This window comes from Pseudoduganella sp. R-32 (assembly GCF_049913245.1).
Lineage (GTDB): Bacteria > Pseudomonadota > Gammaproteobacteria > Burkholderiales > Burkholderiaceae_D > Rugamonas.
The window spans coordinates 5,066,459-5,082,424 of sequence record NZ_CP183987.1 but is presented as its reverse complement, the minus strand read 5'-3'; the positions used below and the strand labels follow the sequence as shown (position 1 = coordinate 5,082,424).

The following is a 15,966-nucleotide window of genomic DNA, read 5'->3' as shown; positions in this document are numbered from 1 at the left end:
ATGGCCGCCGCCATGTATATTGTCCACGGTCGGCAAGGCATCCGTTTCGGCGTGGATGACCAAGGCTTGCTATGATGGGGGCATGGACAATGACTTTTGCCTCGTTCGCCGCTGCCTGATTCCGGCGGATGCCTTTATCCTGTGCGGCTGCCTGCGTGCGGCGGGACTGAATGCAACGGTGATGGACGACCAGCACGTGCAGGCGGCATTCCTGCTGGCGCCTGCCATTGGCGGTGCGCGTGTAATGGTGCCGCAGGACGAACTGGAGCAGGCGCTGGAAGTGGTCGCGGCTTTCGAGCGCGGCGAGCTGGCGCTTGGCGACGATGTTGACGTGGGCGAGGGCGCCCGCGTCTACGAGTTCACGCCTCGCAAGTAAAGACGATCGCCTGCATCTTGCCTTCGATGGCGCCGCTGCCGAACTTCTCGGTCAGTGCGGCAATTACCACGTCGGTTGCCTCCTGCAGGCGCGCCGGATCGCGCGCTTCAATATCTGCCCTGAGCGGCGAACCCTGGCATAGCGCCGTTGCAGTGGACGCCGCGGAGCCGGCGCGGCTGGTGGCCGTCACCAGTTCATGTGTGATGTTGCCGGTCCAGCCGCCACGCTTCAGCTCTTCAAGAATCACGTCGATGTCATGCCAGCCGTAAGGCACGCGCGCCAGGAAACGCGGTGGGTCGTCGGGGAATACCTTGGCCAGTGCATGATTGATGGTGGCGGAAAAGTCGTTGTGGCTGATGCCATCCCATACATTGAAGCAATACAGGCCGCCCGGCTTTAGTACGCGGCGTGCTTCGCTGAATCCGCGCGCCTTATCGGGAAAGAACATGACGCCGAACTGGCATGCCACGGCGTCGAAGCTGGCGTCGGGGAAGGGGAGCGCCTGCCCGTCCGCCTCGCGCCATTCGACGCGCGGCGAATCGACGGCTTTGCGTGCCTGGTCCAGCATGGCGGGATTGAGGTCGCTGGCGACGATTTGCGCGTTGGGGATCTCCTGCAGCAGGTGGCGGGTAACGGCGCCGGTGCCGGCTGCCACTTCCAGTATGCGCGCGGGACGCCGCTGCGCGATACGGTGCGCCATGTCGATCGCGTAGGGGGTGAAGAGGAGCGGCACCATGGCACGCTCGTAAGTTTCCGGAATTGAGCCAGTGAAGCTGCTGTCCTTGTCCATGGTTGCCTCCCTTGTCCAAGTCCAGTATAGCGATTGCTTAGGCGGCTTTCGCGGCTTTTTTCTCCGGTTTCGGCAATTGCAGCAGGCGGGTGCCGGCCATGCGGTCGTGCAGGAACTGGCGATCCTTGTCAAGGAGGGCTGTCAGCGACCACAGCACGATGTTGCCGACCAGAATTGCGACAGCCATGCTGATGCCTGCGCGTGTTGTCAGCAGCTGAGATACATGGATGATGACAAGTGCCGGCGCCACAAAGCCCCATGCAAGGATGAAGCGGGTTGCCGCTGCACGGAGCGAAATTCGGCCGGCGCCAGCAGATGCAATCTTGATGCGCCAGGTTTTCATGGCCAAGGTGTGGCCGCTCCCCGTCCAGGAGTAAATGAAATAGGCAGCCGCCACCAGGATCACGAAAATGCCGCGTCCCGCATCCAGGACAGGCGAATGCGCCGCAAACGTCACGAGCAGGTAGACCGCGATCGCAAACATTTCCACCGCGAGCAGCAGGAGCGACTCGTACACGATGCAAATGAGGCGACGCTTGACGGTCGGGACAGCGTTATTTGCTTGCATTGGGAACGGCCGGCGGGGCGCTTGGTGCGGCAGGGGACGGGGACGCTGGTGCGTTCGCATCGGCTGCTGGCGCAGCCGGGGTGGCGGTCGTCGTCGCGGCCGGCGCAGCGGTGCCGGAGGCGGCTGCAGGCGCTGCGGCAGTTGCCGGAGCGACGTTGCCTGCACCCAGCGAGCTGCCTGGCGGCACGACGGCAGGAGAGCCTTGCGGCAAACCGATCGGGGCTGGCGGTACGGTACCCGGCGGGACGGTACCCGGCGCCGGCACCAGGCCGTGGCCCTGGGCCTTGACTGGAGCAGGGGTCTTCACGCTGGACTGCGCCAGGCTAGGCGTCTTGACCACCTGGTTGTTCTTTGCCGCGGCGGCTTCTGCCAGGGCCTTCTTGGCTTCTTCCGGCAGTTGCTGGTACTGCTCCCACTCGGCAGCGCGCTGGCCCGGTGGCGTCGCTTTCTTCTGGGCGCGCGCATAGTTCTCGCGCACCTGCTTGCGTTCGGCTGGCGACAACGCCACCCATTCACGCATGCGTTCCTGTACGCGCGCCTTGTCGTCCGGCTTCATCTTGGCCAGGCGGTTGGCGATGGAAATCCATTTTTGCTTGCGCACCGGGCCCAGTTCTTCCCAGGTCGACTCGAGGGGCGCCAAGGCCTGTTGCTGGGCTGGCTTGAGATCGGCCCAGTGCGGCTTTTCACCTACCGGCTTGGCAGGCTCCGCGGCGGTAGCGGCAGTTGATGGCGCTGACGCAGGCTGCAAAGCAGGACGGCTCACCAGCCAGACGACGGCAGCGATCCCCACACCCAGCAGCGTGATTGCTCCAGCAACCCATTTTGTCCTGCCACTTACACGCGCCATACTTTATTGCTCGCGGGTCTCGAGATAGGCGCCAAAGCCCTGGTCAAGGTAAGCAGACAGCGGCAGTTCATCGGACAGCACGGCGGCGTCCATTTCTGCCAGTTCCACGATCGATTGCTGTTGTTCGTACTGGTACACGCCGACCATGCCGCCCATCAGCAGCAGCAAGGGCAGGGCCACGCTGACGCGGTTGAACCAGGCAAACGGGTTGGCGAAGAATCCATTAGCGCCGCCGGCCACTGCCGGGGCGGTACGGGTCACGCGCACGCGGGCCGGCGCATCGGCCTTCTTGCGCTTCATTGCAGCCATGCGGGCTGCGGCCAGGCGGTCTGTGGTCGAGGCTGGCAGATCGTCTAGCTTTTCATTGAGCGCGCGCCGCACGCCGTATGCAAAGTTGGTGTCTTCGGTGTTCATAACTTAATTCCCTTGGCTTTGAGCGATTCAGCGAGAGTGTGTGTTGCTCGTGAGCAATGCGTCTTTACGCTCCCTTCGGAACATCCCATCGCTTCGGCAGTTTCTGCTACATCCATGTCCTGCCAGTAACGCATGAGGAACGCTTCTCGTTGACGCGCAGGCAGTTTTTGCACTTCTTCTTCAATAATCTGCAAGATCTGTGCCCGTTCTACCTGGTCTGCACTCGACTCGGCCGCCTGGGAACCCTCTTCAGCCTCGTAGGATTCCAGTATATCAAAGTCCTCATGCTCTTCCTGGCCAGGGCCAAGGCCCGAGAAAAGACTTACCCAGGTATTACGGACTTTTTCGCGGCGGAAATAATCAAGTATAGTCGTTTGCAAGATGCGCTGGAACAGCGCTGGCAGTTCGGCTGCCGGCTTGTCGCCGTACTTTTCTGCCAATTTAATCATTGCATCCTGAACAATGTCCAGTGCGGATTCGTCCTTTCGGACGGCATAGACCGCTTGTTTGAAGGCGCGGCGCTCGACACTTTCGAGGAAATCCGATAATTCTTTGTCTGTGGCCATGCGTCGGGAAGAGGGCTGCGCTATATCGCTAGTCTGAACAATCCGGCATTTTAACAAAAAATGCAGATTATGCTTGACCAATATGGTGCAGCGCGGTAACGTTAAGGACGCTTTGCACACCACAAGGCTCCCCGGTTCTTCGGGACAGGCACACAAAGCCGTTCTGGAAAGCCAGCTTTCTATTGTCAGCAGTTTGCTCTAACCCGTGCCACAAGCGCGAGAGGTAGGCCAGAAACCGCTGCAAAACTCCGGCCAAACGAGTTGCGTTTAGCACCGGCTTGTACTCCAGCTACGCATGGGGGAAGGGTCAGTGTGACCGCAGAAAGAAGGGAAGCTGAGAGTCGTGCACGGTGTCGCCCACTTCGCTAGGCAAGAGCATCCGATCAATCTCCTATGGACCTTGAAAGGAATGTTTCATGAATACCGAAGCTCCCATCACGGGCGCCGAAATCGTTGTCCGCTGCCTCGCTGAGGAAGGCGTAGAACACGTTTTCGGATATCCCGGCGGCGCCGTTCTCTATATCTACGACGCCATCTTCAAGCAGGACAAATTCCAGCACATCCTCGTTCGCCATGAGCAGGCCGCCATCCATGCCGCCGATGCGTATTCGCGCAGCTCGAACAAAGTGGGCGTGGCACTGGTCACTTCCGGACCTGGCGTCACCAACGCGGTGACCGGCCTGTCCACCGCATACATGGATTCCGTTCCGATGGTGGTGATCTCCGGCCAGGTGCCGAGCCACGCCATTGGCCAGGATGCGTTCCAGGAATGCGACACCGTCGGCATCACCCGCCCGGTGGTCAAGCACAACTTCCTGGTGAAGGACGTGAAAGACCTGGCGGAAACCATCAAGAAGGCTTTCTATATCGCCAAGACCGGCCGTCCAGGCCCGGTGCTGGTCGATATTCCAAAAGACATTTCGATGCACAAGCACGTGTACTCGTATCCGAAGGATATCGAGATGCGTTCCTACCGCCCGGTTGACAAAGGCCACGCCGGCCAGATCCGCAAGGCGCTGCAGCTGCTGCTGTCGGCAGAGCGTCCAATGATCTACACCGGCGGCGGCGTGATCCTGGCGCATGCGTCGAATGAGCTGAACAAACTGGTTGATAAACTCGGCTTCCCGGTCACCAATACCCTGATGGGCCTTGGCGGTTCGCGCGCTTCCGACCCGTGCTTCGTCGGCATGCCCGGCATGCACGGCACCTACGAAGCCAACCTCGCGATGCAGAATTGCGACGTGCTGATTGCGATCGGCGCCCGCTTCGACGACCGCGTGATCGGCAATCCAAAGCACTTCAGCCAGAACCCGCGCAAGATCATCCACATCGACATCGACCCTTCGTCGATCTCGAAGCGCGTGAAAGTGGACATTCCTATCGTCGGCAACGTGAAGGACGTGCTGGTCGAACTGCTGTCGCAGCTGGAAGCGACCGAGCAGCGTCCGAACGCCGCCGCGCTGAAAGACTGGTGGAAGCAGATCAACGAATGGCGCGGCCGCAAGTGCCTGGCCTACGCCACGTCCGACCTGGTGATCAAGCCGCAGCAAGTGGTCGAGTCGCTGTTCGACATCACCAAGGGCGACGCCTATATCACCTCCGACGTCGGCCAGCACCAGATGTGGGCTGCGCAGTACTACAAGTTCGACAAACCGCGCCGCTGGATCAATTCCGGCGGCCTGGGCACCATGGGGGTCGGCCTGCCGTACGCCATGGGCGTGCAGATGGCCAATCCTGATGCGACTGTCGCCTGCATTACCGGCGAAGGCTCGATTCAGATGAATATCCAGGAACTGGCGACCTGCAAACAGTACCGCCTGACGCCGAAGATAATCCTGTTGAACAACCGCTTCCTGGGCATGGTTCGCCAGTGGCAGCAGATCGACTACGGTTCGCGCTACTCCGAGTCTTATATGGATTCGCTGCCGGACTTCGAGAAGCTGGCCGAGGCCTATGGCCACGTCGGCATGCGCATCGAAAAACCGGGTGACGTCGAAGGCGCGCTGAAAGAAGCGTTTGGCATGAAGGACCGCCTGGTCTTCATGAACTTCATTACCGACCAGAGTGAAAACGTGTGGCCGATGGTGAAAGCCGGCAAAGGCCTCTCCGAAATGCTGCTTGGCTCGGAGGACCTGTAATCATGCGACACATTATTTCTGTACTGCTCGAAAACGAAGCGGGTGCGCTGTCCCGCGTGGTGGGCCTGTTCTCCGCCCGCGGCTACAACATCGAAACGCTGACCGTTGCGCCGACCGAAGATGCGACCCTGTCGCGCATGACCATCGTGACCACTGGTTCCGATGACATCATCGAACAGATCACCAAGCACCTGAACCGCCTGATCGAAGTGGTGAAGGTGGTGGACCTGACCGAAGGCCAACACATTGAGCGCGAGCTGATGCTGATCAAGGTACGTGCCGTCGGCAAGGAGCGCGAAGAGATGAAGCGCACCGCCGACATCTTCCGCGGCCGCATCATCGACGTGACCGAAAAGACCTACACCATTGAGCTGACGGGCGCCAAGAGCAAGCTGGACGCCTTCATCGACGCGATCGACCGCGCCTCGATCCTGGAGACTGTCCGTACTGGCGGTTCCGGCATTGGCCGCGGCGAACGCATCCTCAAAGTTTAAACAATACGAACCGAATTCACACCCAAGGAATGACCATGAAAGTTTTCTACGACAAAGACGCTGACCTCTCCCTCATCAAAGGCAAGAACGTTGCCATCATCGGCTACGGCTCGCAAGGTCACGCGCACGCGCAGAACCTGACCGAATCCGGCGTGAACGTGACCGTGGGCCTGCGCAAGGGCGGCGCTTCTTGGCAGAAGGTCGAAGCGGCTGGCCTGAAAGTGGCGGAAGTGAACGAAGCGGTGAAGAACGCCGACGTCGTGATGATCCTGCTGCCGGACGAGAACATCGCCCAGGTGTACAAGGAAAACGTCGAACCGAACATCAAGCAAGGCGGCGTGCTGGCCTTCGCCCACGGTTTCAACGTGCACTACGGCCAAGTCGTGCCGCGCGCCGACCTGGACGTGATCATGATCGCACCGAAGGCCCCAGGCCACACCGTGCGCGGCACCTACCGCCAGGGTGGCGGCGTGCCGCACCTGATCGCCGTGTACCAGGACAAATCCGGTTCCGCCCGCGACATCGCCCTGTCGTACGCATCGGCCAACGGCGGCGGCAAGGCCGGCATCATCGAAACCAACTTCCGTGAAGAGACCGAGACCGACCTGTTCGGCGAACAGGCTGTCCTGTGCGGCGGTACCGTGGAACTGATCAAAGCCGGTTTCGAAACCCTGGTGGAAGCCGGCTATGCGCCGGAGATGGCTTACTTTGAGTGCCTGCACGAACTGAAACTGATCGTGGACCTGATCTACGAAGGCGGCATCGCCAACATGAACTACTCGATCTCCAACAACGCGGAGTACGGCGAGTACGTGACCGGCCCGAAAGTGGTGACCTCGGCCACCAAGGAAGCCATGCGCCAGTGCCTGAAAGACATCCAGACTGGCGAATACGCCAAGAGCTTCATCCTCGAGAACAAGGCCGGCGCACCGACCCTGATCTCCCGCCGCCGCCTGACTTCCGAGCACCAGATCGAAGAAGTCGGCGCCAAGCTGCGCGCAATGATGCCTTGGATCGCCAAAAACAAACTGGTCGACCAGTCCAAGAACTGATTGTCCCTAGAAGCAAACTTCAACGGCCCCTCGGGGCCGTTTTTTTATGGCAAGTGCAGAGCCCGTGTCACACCGTGGGGTCAGACCCCAAGGTGTGACACGGGCTCTGCCGTTACTGCACGGATCACTTTCCTGCCGAAGCTACGTTGCTGCTCCCCGCGTCGCGAATAAAGCGGGCCAGTATATCGTCCATGGCCAGTTTGGTGGATTGCTGGACTGCGTTCTTCATCGCGAATGCGCCACCCCAGAACATCTTGCCTCCCTGCGTCTGTCCGTCAGCGTTGTAGACTTTGCGGAAGACCTCGCCCTTGGCATTGCGGATGCTGATCGCCAGCTCAATATGCGCGCCATGCTCTTCGAACGAATAGCGAAGCAGGTCAAATACGAGGGTATTCCCGGCGGCCGGCTTGTCATTGCCGGCCTTATTCAGGTTTCCAAGGGCGGCGACAACGTCGGAAGAACGCATGGTTGCGTCGAGCACCTTTCCGAATTCGACTACCCAGGTATTTGCATACCCACCCATCACACTTTTGAATTCGTAGTGATGGGCTTGTGTGGCGGGCGGCAGATAATATTTGTCAGCAACCTTCGCACTCGGCAAGGCGCCTGTGCGCGCATTGTTCCCTAAATAGGTACTGTAATCGTCGGCAACTGGGCGGTTAATTGAGCAACCGGTGGCCAATGCCAGGATGGCGGAAGCGAGGATGATGCGGCATGTCGACATATCTGCTCCGAAAAGGGAATGGACCCTCATTATAAAGGTCTGAAAAGAAGAAATGTCCACTTGGTTCCTGACCCTAGGCGGACATTTCTTGAATCACTTCAACGCTTCGGTGAGGACGCGGCCTTCGGCGCCGGCAGGCGGGCGCACGTTCAGCAGGTAGGCGAGGGTGGGGGCGATGTCGACGACTTCGGCATACTGTCCGTAGTGGCCGGATTTCACCCATGGCTTGCCCATCACGATCAATGGCACATTGGTGTCGTAGGCATACGGGGCGCCGTGGGTGGTGCCTTTGCCGGTCGAGAAGCCGAAGATCCAGTGCGGCTTGGCGACTACCATCAGGTCGCCGGAAATCTGGCGGTTCCAGGCGCGGCGCATCAGGGTTGCGACGCGGGTGCCGCCGACGGCGCCGCTTTCCATCTGGGTACGGGTGAACACATCCGCCATGCCAGGCTGCGACATCAGGAAACGTGCAGCGGCATTTTCAACATCCTCGCGCTTCAAACCTTTGGTCTCAATCTGCGCGTAGTCCAGGTGGATGTTCGGGATCGAGTAAGCCGATACGCCCTTGTTCAAGCCGAACCTGGACGACAGGTGGGCGTTCAGGTCATCAACCAGCTTCTTGCCGTCGACGCGGTTGACGCCCGCCTTCTGGGTTTCATTGGCAAACTCCGGCGTGTTCGGGAACCCGTGGTCGGCAGTCAGCACCACCAGCACATTGTCCATGCCGATGCGCTTGTCGATGTACGTGAAGAAGTTGGACAGCATGCGGTCCAGGCGCATCAGGTGGTCGTGGGAGACCTTGCTCTCCGGCCCGTATTCATGGTTCGCTAGGTCGTGCGCGGAGAAGCTCACGCCCAGCAAGTCCGGCACGCCAGCCGGGTTCTTGCCCAGGTTTTCGCCCTCAATGGCAGCCTGCGCGAATTCTACGGTCAGTTCGTCGAGGAATGGCGATGCCTTCAGACGCTTGTAATAAGCGGCGTCGGTCTGGCCCGATTCGCTGGACAGCTGCAGGTTCGGCGCATCGCCGTAATCGCCCGCGTAAGCCGAATCAGCCAGCAGCGGCTTCCACTTCACGCCGTAATAGCGCTCTTGCGGCTTGCCGGCCTGGTACTTCTGCACCCACTGCGGGTGCTCTTTCATGTAGAAGGTAGAAGAAGCGAAATTGCCGCTTTCTTCCATGTACATATAGGCCGTGCCGGTCTTGCCGCCCAGGAGGATCGCGCCGCGGTCCTTGCCGGATACGGTGATCACCTTGGACTGCTGGCCAGTCGCGTATCGCAGCTGGTCGCCCAGCGTGTCGACGCGCAGGTTGGTCGGCGCGGTGCCGTCATGCGGATCGGTCTTCTCGTTGCCGATGTATTTGTAGTTCTGGTCCTCGGTGCAGTACATGCTGCCGCCATTGGCCGGGTTCACCCAGTTGTTGCCGATGATGCCGTGCTGGTAAGGATAGGCGCCGCTCAAGATGGCTGCATGGCCGACGGCGGTCACGGTGATGCCGTGCGCCTGGTGCGCATTGCTGAACCATGCGCCCTGATCGAGCAGGCGGCGGAAGCCGCCCTGGCCGAACTGGCTGGCGTAGCGCGTCACCTGCTCTTGCGGCAGGCCATCGACGGCCATCACGAGGACGAGTTTTGGTTGTGCTGGCTGTTTTGCCGGCGCTGCATAAGCGCCGAACGAGGCCGCCAGGGCCAGTGCGGGAATCAGGTGCTTTGCCATTTTCCTTGTTCATGTATGGAGTGGACGACACGTGATGATGCCACAGCCCGGTGTCAGGCAGATGACACTTTTGTATCAGTTTCAGTTACATTCGAGCTTCGATAAGGAAAACGCGTTGGTCACGGTGACTGTGATCGGCAGCGTCACCGCGCCTAACGATGAGGCGCAGCTCGTCTTCGGCTACGAAGAACAGGGCAAGGACAAGGCGGCGCTGGCGTCCAATGCCAACTTGCGGCTGAAGCAGGGCATCGCAGCGCTGAAAAAGGCCAACCCGAATGCGCGGCTATCGCTGGACAGCTACCGGACTTTCTCGGTCTACGACGAAGCACTTGCGCGTTCCCAGAAGCGCGATGCGCAGCAAATCGGATGGCGTGTCAGCCAGGAAGTGAGGCTTGTAACCGGCGATTTCGCCTCCTTGCCGGCTACGGTTGCCTCTACCCAGAAAGTCCTGGCGCTCAAGAGCGTCAATTTCGGGCTGAACGAGGAGACCACGAAAAAGCTGGAGCAGCGCCGTGTGGAAGCAGCCTATCGCAGCCTGGAAGAGCAGGTCGCCTTTATTGCGGGCGCGATGCGCCGCCCTGTTGCTGACGCGAAGTTGGAATCGCTCGACTTTGGCGCTTCGTCGGTGGACCGCAAAAGTACGCTTCAAGTAATCAGAGTGTTACAAACGCTCACGAACTACGACAATTTTGTGATTTGATTTCGGTTAAAGTGCGTCCATCGTCATCACGTAAGGAGAATAACAATGACCGTCCTGAAAGCTGTAGCCGCTGCCGCGCTGGCGATGGGTACCCAGGCTGCCATCGCACAATCCGTCCCGACCGCAGGCGCCACCGTCATCGTGCCTGCCTATGGTGAAGTCACTGCGCCGAACGACCAGGCTGTGGCCACGCTGGCGATCGAAGAGCAGGACAAGGACAAGGCTGCCGCAGCCTCGCGCGTGAACCAGAAGATCAAGCAAGGCCTGGAAATCCTGAAGAAGGAAGACCCGCAGGCCAAGCTGAAAACCCAGGGCTACTACACCTATCCGGTCTATCCGGAAGACCGTCCGCTGCCGCCGGGCGCCGCTGCCAAGCCGCGCCAGCCGACCGCATGGCGCGTTGGCCAGTATGTACAGATGACCACCACCAATATCGGCGTGCTGCCGAAGACCGTTGCCGCTGCACAGAAAGTGCTGACCCTGAACGGCCTGTCCTTCGGCCTGAGCCCTGCCGCTACCCGCAAGCTCGATGACGCCCGCATCGCGGCCACTTACAAGAACCTGAACGAGCGCATTGCTTCCATTGCCTCTGCCATGGGCCGTCCGGTAAGCGATGCGGTGCTCGACACCATCGACTACGAGGGTTCCGGCAATTACGGCGGCGGCCCTGCAGGTGCCCCGGCGCCCATGATGGCCCGCATGGCGGCGAAGGCAGAGATGGACCAGTCCGTGGCCGAGCCAAGCTTCGAGCCAGGCGAAACCACGCTGGAAATGCGCGTGGTCGGCAAGGTCAAGTTCAAGTAAGCCAAAGTTGCCACTTCCATACTGGGTGTCCTCTATAATAGGGGTCACCCTAGTATTAAAAATGGAAGAGTATGGCCAAATTCCCCCGCCGCCGGCCTAAGAATGCCGCCGGCAAGCAATCGCTGTTCAGCCGCTTCGCCCGCCGCAAGGGAGCCGATGGCCTCGACAGGCCGCGCTCGCGCGGCATCTACCTGCTGCCGAACGCCTTCACCACCGGTGCGCTGTTCTGCGGCTTCTTCGCCATCGTCATGGCCATGAACCAGCGCTTCGAACACGCCGCCTGGGCGATTTTCGTCGCCATGCTGCTGGACGGCCTGGATGGCCGTGTGGCACGCCTGACCAACACCCAGAGTGAATTCGGCGCCCAGTACGACTCGTTGTCGGACATGGTGTCCTTCGGCGCCGCTCCGGCGCTGGTGATCTATGAATTCGCATTGCGCGGCCTCGGTAAGCTGGGCTGGATCGCAGCCTTCGTCTACTGTGCCGGCGCTGCACTGCGCCTGGCCCGCTTCAACACCAATATCGAAGTGGTCGACAAGCGCTACTTCCAGGGCCTGCCTTCACCGGCTGCGGCCTCCCTGATCGCCGGCTTCGTCATGCTGCTGACCGACCTGGAAGTCGATGGCGTGCTGTATCCGTGGCAGGGCTGGGTGCTAGCGGTATTCGCTGGCCTGAGCATGGTGTCGAACGTGCCGTTCTACAGCTTCAAGGACATCAACTTCCGCAAGTCGGTACCGTTCCTGGCCGTGTTCCTGATCGCGATGTTCTTCGCCCTGATCTCGATCGATCCGCCGAAGGTGCTGTTCGTCCTGTTCGTGGCATATGGATTGTCAGGCTACGTGATTTACCTGACCCGCCTGTTCAAGGGCAACCCGGTCAAGCTGATCGAGAAAACCTCGCCAGAAGATAAATCGTAACGCCGCTGGGGCGGCAATTCAGAAGGAGCGACTCCATGAATAACCGCCTCATCATCTTCGATACAACCTTGCGCGACGGCGAGCAATCGCCGGGCGCGTCCATGACCCGCGAAGAGAAAGTGCGCATCGCCCGCCAGCTTGAAAAGCTGCGGGTCGACGTGATCGAGGCGGGTTTTGCCGCTGCTTCGCAGGGCGACTTTGAATCCATCCGTGCCATTGCCACAGCCGTTCGCGAGCCGATCGTCTGCTCCCTGGCGCGCGCCAATGACCGCGACCTGGCCCGCGCTGCGGAAGCGCTTGAGCCGGCGGAGCGCAAACGCATCCACACCTTCATCGCGACCTCGCCGCTGCATATGCAGATGAAGCTGCGCATGGAGCCGGAGCAGGTGCTGGAACAGGCCAGGCTTGCGATCCGCTTCGCGCGCACATTCACCGACGATATTGAATTCAGCCCGGAGGATGGCAGCCGTTCGGAAGAGGATTTCCTGTGCCGCGTGCTGGAAAACGTGATCGCGGAAGGCGCCACCACCATCAATTTCCCTGATACCGTGGGCTATGCCGTGCCGGAGCTGTACGGCGAGACGATCCGCCGGCTGCGCGAGCGCATTCCCAACTCGGACAAGGCTGTGTGGTCGGTCCATTGCCATAACGACCTTGGCCTGGCCGTGGCAAACTCGCTGGCAGGCGTGATGATTGGAGGTGCCAGGCAGGTTGAATGCACCATCAACGGCCTGGGTGAACGGGCCGGCAATACGGCGCTGGAAGAGGTGGTGATGGCGCTGCGCACGCGGGCCGGCTACTTCAACCTGGACTGCGGCATCGATACGACGCAGATCGTGCCGGCATCGAAGATGGTGTCGCAGATTACCGGCTTTGCCGTGCAGCCGAACAAGGCGGTCGTTGGCGCCAACGCGTTTGCCCATGCTTCCGGCATCCACCAGGACGGTATACTCAAGGCGCGCGAAACCTACGAAATCATGCGCGCCGAGGATGTGGGCTGGACGGCCAACAAGATCGTGCTGGGCAAGCTCTCCGGCCGCAACGCCTTCAAGCAGCGCTTGCAGGAGCTGGGCATCGAGCTCGATTCCGAAGCCGAAGTGAACGCCGCCTTCACGCGCTTCAAGGAGCTGGCAGACCGCAAAGCTGAAATCTTTGACGAAGACATCATGGCGCTGGTGAGCGATGAAGAGGCTGCGTCCGGCGGCGAGCATTACCGCTTCGTTTCCCTGTCGCAGCGTTCGGAAACCGGCGAACTGCCGTTTGCGCGCGTCGTGTTTTCGATTGACGGCATCGAGCATGCCGCCGAAGGCACGGGCGACGGCCCGGTCGACGCCATGGTCAACGCCATTGAAAGCAAGGCCCAAAGCGGCGCGGAACTCGTGCTGTTCGCGATCAGCGGCATCAGCCCCGGAACCCAGTCGCAGGGGGAGGTGACCATGCGGCTGGCGCATTCGGGCCGCATCGTCAACGGCGTCGGCGCCGACCCGGATATCGTGGTTGCTTCCGCCAAAGCGTACCTTGCGGGCCTGAACAAGCTCCATTCCAAAATCGAACGACTCAACCCGCAAGCTATCTGACCCTATGAGCTTTCTTTCTCGCTTATTCCAGAACGGAACCTTAAGCGCATCAATCGCAAAGGAATATGCTTGGCAAATGTTAAGGACAGGCCGTTGAGTCCTCCATATGATGACCGACTCGCTGAGTGAGCTCTGAAAATGGATAAATTTGAATTTCGCCGCGATCGCTATGAGTCGTTTCGCCAATATGCCAACCCGCTGCTGAACCTGAGCGTCGTCGCCCGGTTGCCGGAGTTTCGCCATTATTGCAAGGAGCGGCAACTGCCGCCGTTCCATTTTCTCCTGTATTGCCTGTATATGAGCGTGAAGGATGTCGACAACTTCCTGTACCGCGAGTTCGAAGGAGAGGTGATCAAGATCGATGATTTTTACGGTGGTTACACGGTCATCAATCTTGACAACAACCTGAATTACGCGCGATTCGACATGTCGACCGACCGTGCCGAGTTCATCACCCGTAGCCTGGCGGCAGGCGTTGAGGCGCGTGCGACGCGTGAATTCATTAACACTGGCCGCGACCTGACGCCGCGCGAGCAGAAGAACAACGTCTACACCACCTGCATGCCATGGCTCGACATGCGCGCCATCGAACACCCGATCTATGAGTACACATCGGCCGATATTCCGTTAATTGCATGGGGGCGCTACAGTGAGCTGGGTGGCGACATGATGACGGTGCCATTCTGTGTCCAGGCGCATCATGGTTTCGTGGACGGCTACCACGTCCACCTGCTGCTACAGCGTCTCGGCGAACGTATTGCGCTCGAGACCAGCCTCTGAAGGCGGCTTGCGCCGCTTGTCCTTGAAGAAGGTCCAGGCTTCTTCCGCGATCTCGATGCCTGCGTTCTGGCGGCCGGGGAAACGGCTGAACAAGCCGGGATAGCGCTTCTTCCGGCTTGGTTCCGCGTGGCCGCCGCCGACGATCTTCAGGAGGCTGACCTGAACCTCTTCGGCTTGATTGCCCCATGTGTAACGGATTGCTCGGGTCGAATCGCCCTTCGTGGCTGCCAGGTGCTCGACGGCAGGCTCGCCCGCGAGCCGGGCCAATTTTCGCCAGACGGCGGCTGTGGCTTCCATGCCCAATGACGGTGCCGTGTACCACAGCGTAACGAATGACTTGCCGCCCGAGTACGGAATGAACGGGTCTCTTTCGCCGGCGACGATCAGGGCGGGGAGGGCCGTCTCCGGCATGGCGTAAGCCGCTCGCTGCGGCATCGCTGCCAGCACGGTCGCGAACGCGGCCAGTTTTTGCGGCAGTTCGGCGGCAATCCGGTAGGCCATCATGCCGCCCTTGGAAACGCCGATCACGTAGACCCGTTCCGGATCGGCGCCATCCTCGGCGATGGCGTGATCGATGACAGCGCCGATGAAGGCGACGTCGTCGCACTTGGGATTGCTCGCCACGTCGGCAAAACCGTCGTTCCATGCGCGTTGGCCGCGGCGCTTGATTCCGTCAGGCGCCACAACGACAACTTGCTCTCGTTCGGCGATTTCCAGTCAGACCGACAGTGGCGAAAAAGGAAATGCCTGGCCCATGACCTGTTCGGCAGAAGCACCGCTGCCATGCAGGACTACGACCAATGGACGCTTTTCGCCGGGGCGCGGGAGCGGTGCGGCTTTCAGGTAATGGCGCGGGCCCTCTGGCTGCATCATCTCGACCCGGGTCAGCGGAGCGACCGGGCCATCACTCAGGTTTGACCCGATGAAGAAGGAGTGCAAGAGTCGCGGAGACCCATGAGCTATTTCACCCGTTGCTTTTCGAGTTTGCGCGCCAGCGTGCGGCGATGCATGCCGAGCCGGCGGGCGGCTTCCGAGATGTTGAAACCGGTTTCCGCCAGCACCTGGTGAATGTGTTCCCACTCCAGCGTCTTGATGGAGGTGGAGCGGTTGGTCAGCTCGACCTCGGCCACGCCGGCAACATGCGAGAAGGCGGCTTCGATATCGTCTGTATTGGAAGGCTTGGCCAGGTATTGGCAGGCGCCCAGCTTGACCGCTTCGACAGCGGTAACGATGCTGGCGAAGCCGGTCAGCACCACGATCAGCATCTCAGGCGAGTGGGTGTGAAGCGCCTGCACGCAGGCGAGGCCGGAGGTGTTGCCTTCCAGCTTGAGGTCGACCACGGCGTGCGTCGGCGTGTGCTTTTGCAGCAGGGTGCCGACTTCTTCCAGGTTGGATGCTTTCAGCACGGTGTAGCCGCGCCGTTCGAACGAACGTGAAAGGGTGCGCGCGAAAGCGGGGTCGTCTTCCACGATCAGCAATAAGCGCTCTGTAGTCATCCTGCTT

19 protein-coding genes are annotated in these 15,966 nt (G+C 60.5%); 9 read left to right on the top strand and 10 right to left on the bottom strand.

Annotated features, from left to right (window positions below; translation table 11 throughout):
- Positions 1 to 82 precede the first annotated feature (82 nt).
- Positions 83 to 376, top strand: a complete 294-nt coding sequence (locus ACN9MU_RS23165; protein WP_426162919.1) for a hypothetical protein — start codon at positions 83 to 85, stop codon at positions 374 to 376.
- On the opposite strand, the gene ACN9MU_RS23160 is transcribed toward ACN9MU_RS23165, so the two are convergent.
- The 5 genes from ACN9MU_RS23160 to ACN9MU_RS23140 are packed head-to-tail and all read right to left on the bottom strand — an operon-like array spanning position 360 to position 3,585.
- The gene (locus ACN9MU_RS23160) at positions 360 to 1,166 is read right to left on the bottom strand and encodes a class I SAM-dependent methyltransferase (RefSeq protein WP_426162916.1); all 807 of its coding nucleotides are present in this window, start codon (positions 1,164 to 1,166) and stop codon (positions 360 to 362) included. The two genes, ACN9MU_RS23165 and ACN9MU_RS23160, sit on opposite strands and share 17 nt — an antisense overlap.
- Before the next feature lie 37 nt (positions 1,167 to 1,203).
- Positions 1,204 to 1,734 (bottom strand): RDD family protein, encoded by a 531-nt coding sequence (locus ACN9MU_RS23155; RefSeq protein WP_426162914.1) that lies wholly within the window; start codon positions 1,732 to 1,734, stop codon positions 1,204 to 1,206.
- Positions 1,721 to 2,581: a DUF3106 domain-containing protein gene (locus ACN9MU_RS23150; RefSeq protein WP_426162911.1), complete on the bottom strand. Its 861-nt coding sequence runs from the start codon at positions 2,579 to 2,581 to the stop codon at positions 1,721 to 1,723. The genes ACN9MU_RS23155 and ACN9MU_RS23150 overlap by 14 nt, the downstream gene beginning before the upstream one ends.
- Positions 2,582 to 2,584: 3 nt before the next feature.
- Complete coding sequence (locus ACN9MU_RS23145) at positions 2,585 to 2,995, bottom strand: DUF3619 family protein (protein WP_426162909.1); 411 nt, start codon at positions 2,993 to 2,995, stop codon at positions 2,585 to 2,587.
- Positions 2,992 to 3,585, bottom strand: coding sequence for an RNA polymerase sigma factor (locus tag ACN9MU_RS23140; RefSeq protein WP_426323830.1), 594 nt, complete (start codon positions 3,583 to 3,585; stop codon positions 2,992 to 2,994). The genes ACN9MU_RS23145 and ACN9MU_RS23140 overlap by 4 nt, the downstream gene beginning before the upstream one ends.
- 392 nt (positions 3,586 to 3,977) lie before the next feature.
- Between ACN9MU_RS23140 and ACN9MU_RS23135 the strand changes: the two genes are divergently transcribed.
- The 3 genes from ACN9MU_RS23135 to ilvC are packed head-to-tail and all read left to right on the top strand — an operon-like array spanning position 3,978 to position 7,245.
- A complete protein-coding gene (locus ACN9MU_RS23135) occupies positions 3,978 to 5,699 on the top strand; it encodes an acetolactate synthase 3 catalytic subunit (protein WP_426343510.1) in 1,722 nt (573 codons plus the stop codon).
- 2 nt (positions 5,700 to 5,701) lie between these two features.
- A complete protein-coding gene (ilvN, locus tag ACN9MU_RS23130) occupies positions 5,702 to 6,193 on the top strand; it encodes an acetolactate synthase small subunit (protein WP_028104341.1) in 492 nt (163 codons plus the stop codon).
- 35 nt (positions 6,194 to 6,228) lie between these two features.
- The gene (ilvC, locus tag ACN9MU_RS23125) at positions 6,229 to 7,245 is read left to right on the top strand and encodes a ketol-acid reductoisomerase (RefSeq protein WP_426336189.1); all 1,017 of its coding nucleotides are present in this window, start codon (positions 6,229 to 6,231) and stop codon (positions 7,243 to 7,245) included.
- A 124-nt stretch (positions 7,246 to 7,369) separates the two neighbouring features.
- Here ilvC and ACN9MU_RS23120 read toward each other — a convergent pair whose 3' ends face one another.
- Both ACN9MU_RS23120 and ACN9MU_RS23115 read right to left on the bottom strand, forming a co-directional pair.
- Entirely contained in the window at positions 7,370 to 7,969 is a 600-nt protein-coding gene (locus ACN9MU_RS23120) for a hypothetical protein (RefSeq protein ID WP_426318696.1), read from the bottom strand.
- 93 nt (positions 7,970 to 8,062) lie between these two features.
- Positions 8,063 to 9,685, bottom strand: coding sequence for an alkaline phosphatase family protein (locus ACN9MU_RS23115; protein WP_426343509.1), 1,623 nt, complete (start codon positions 9,683 to 9,685; stop codon positions 8,063 to 8,065).
- A gap of 34 nt (positions 9,686 to 9,719) precedes the next feature.
- Here ACN9MU_RS23115 and ACN9MU_RS23110 point away from each other — a divergent pair, with 34 nt between their 5' ends.
- From ACN9MU_RS23110 to ACN9MU_RS23090, 5 genes are all read left to right on the top strand, one after another.
- On the top strand, positions 9,720 to 10,385 hold the full coding sequence (locus ACN9MU_RS23110; RefSeq protein ID WP_426318694.1) for an SIMPL domain-containing protein: 666 nt from the start codon (positions 9,720 to 9,722) through the stop codon (positions 10,383 to 10,385).
- A gap of 45 nt (positions 10,386 to 10,430) precedes the next feature.
- A complete protein-coding gene (locus ACN9MU_RS23105; RefSeq protein ID WP_426318693.1) occupies positions 10,431 to 11,189 on the top strand; it encodes an SIMPL domain-containing protein in 759 nt (252 codons plus the stop codon).
- Positions 11,190 to 11,260: 71 nt separating this feature from the next.
- On the top strand, positions 11,261 to 12,106 hold the full coding sequence (pssA, locus tag ACN9MU_RS23100; RefSeq protein ID WP_426162895.1) for a CDP-diacylglycerol--serine O-phosphatidyltransferase: 846 nt from the start codon (positions 11,261 to 11,263) through the stop codon (positions 12,104 to 12,106).
- 35 nt (positions 12,107 to 12,141) lie between these two features.
- Positions 12,142 to 13,683, top strand: a complete 1,542-nt coding sequence (locus tag ACN9MU_RS23095) for a 2-isopropylmalate synthase (RefSeq protein WP_426343508.1) — start codon at positions 12,142 to 12,144, stop codon at positions 13,681 to 13,683.
- A 138-nt stretch (positions 13,684 to 13,821) separates the two neighbouring features.
- The gene (locus ACN9MU_RS23090) at positions 13,822 to 14,463 is read left to right on the top strand and encodes a CatA-like O-acetyltransferase (RefSeq protein WP_426318691.1); all 642 of its coding nucleotides are present in this window, start codon (positions 13,822 to 13,824) and stop codon (positions 14,461 to 14,463) included.
- On the opposite strand, the gene ACN9MU_RS23085 is transcribed toward ACN9MU_RS23090, so the two are convergent.
- From ACN9MU_RS23085 to ACN9MU_RS23075, 3 genes are all read right to left on the bottom strand, one after another.
- Entirely contained in the window at positions 14,419 to 15,147 is a 729-nt protein-coding gene (locus ACN9MU_RS23085) for an alpha/beta hydrolase family esterase (RefSeq protein WP_426318690.1), read from the bottom strand. The two genes, ACN9MU_RS23090 and ACN9MU_RS23085, sit on opposite strands and share 45 nt — an antisense overlap.
- A 33-nt stretch (positions 15,148 to 15,180) precedes the next feature.
- Entirely contained in the window at positions 15,181 to 15,336 is a 156-nt protein-coding gene (locus ACN9MU_RS23080; protein WP_426318689.1) for a hypothetical protein, read from the bottom strand.
- Positions 15,337 to 15,422: 86 nt separating this feature from the next.
- Positions 15,423 to 15,959, bottom strand: a complete 537-nt coding sequence (locus ACN9MU_RS23075; RefSeq protein WP_426318688.1) for a response regulator transcription factor — start codon at positions 15,957 to 15,959, stop codon at positions 15,423 to 15,425.
- Between the last annotated feature and the right edge of the window lie 7 nt (positions 15,960 to 15,966).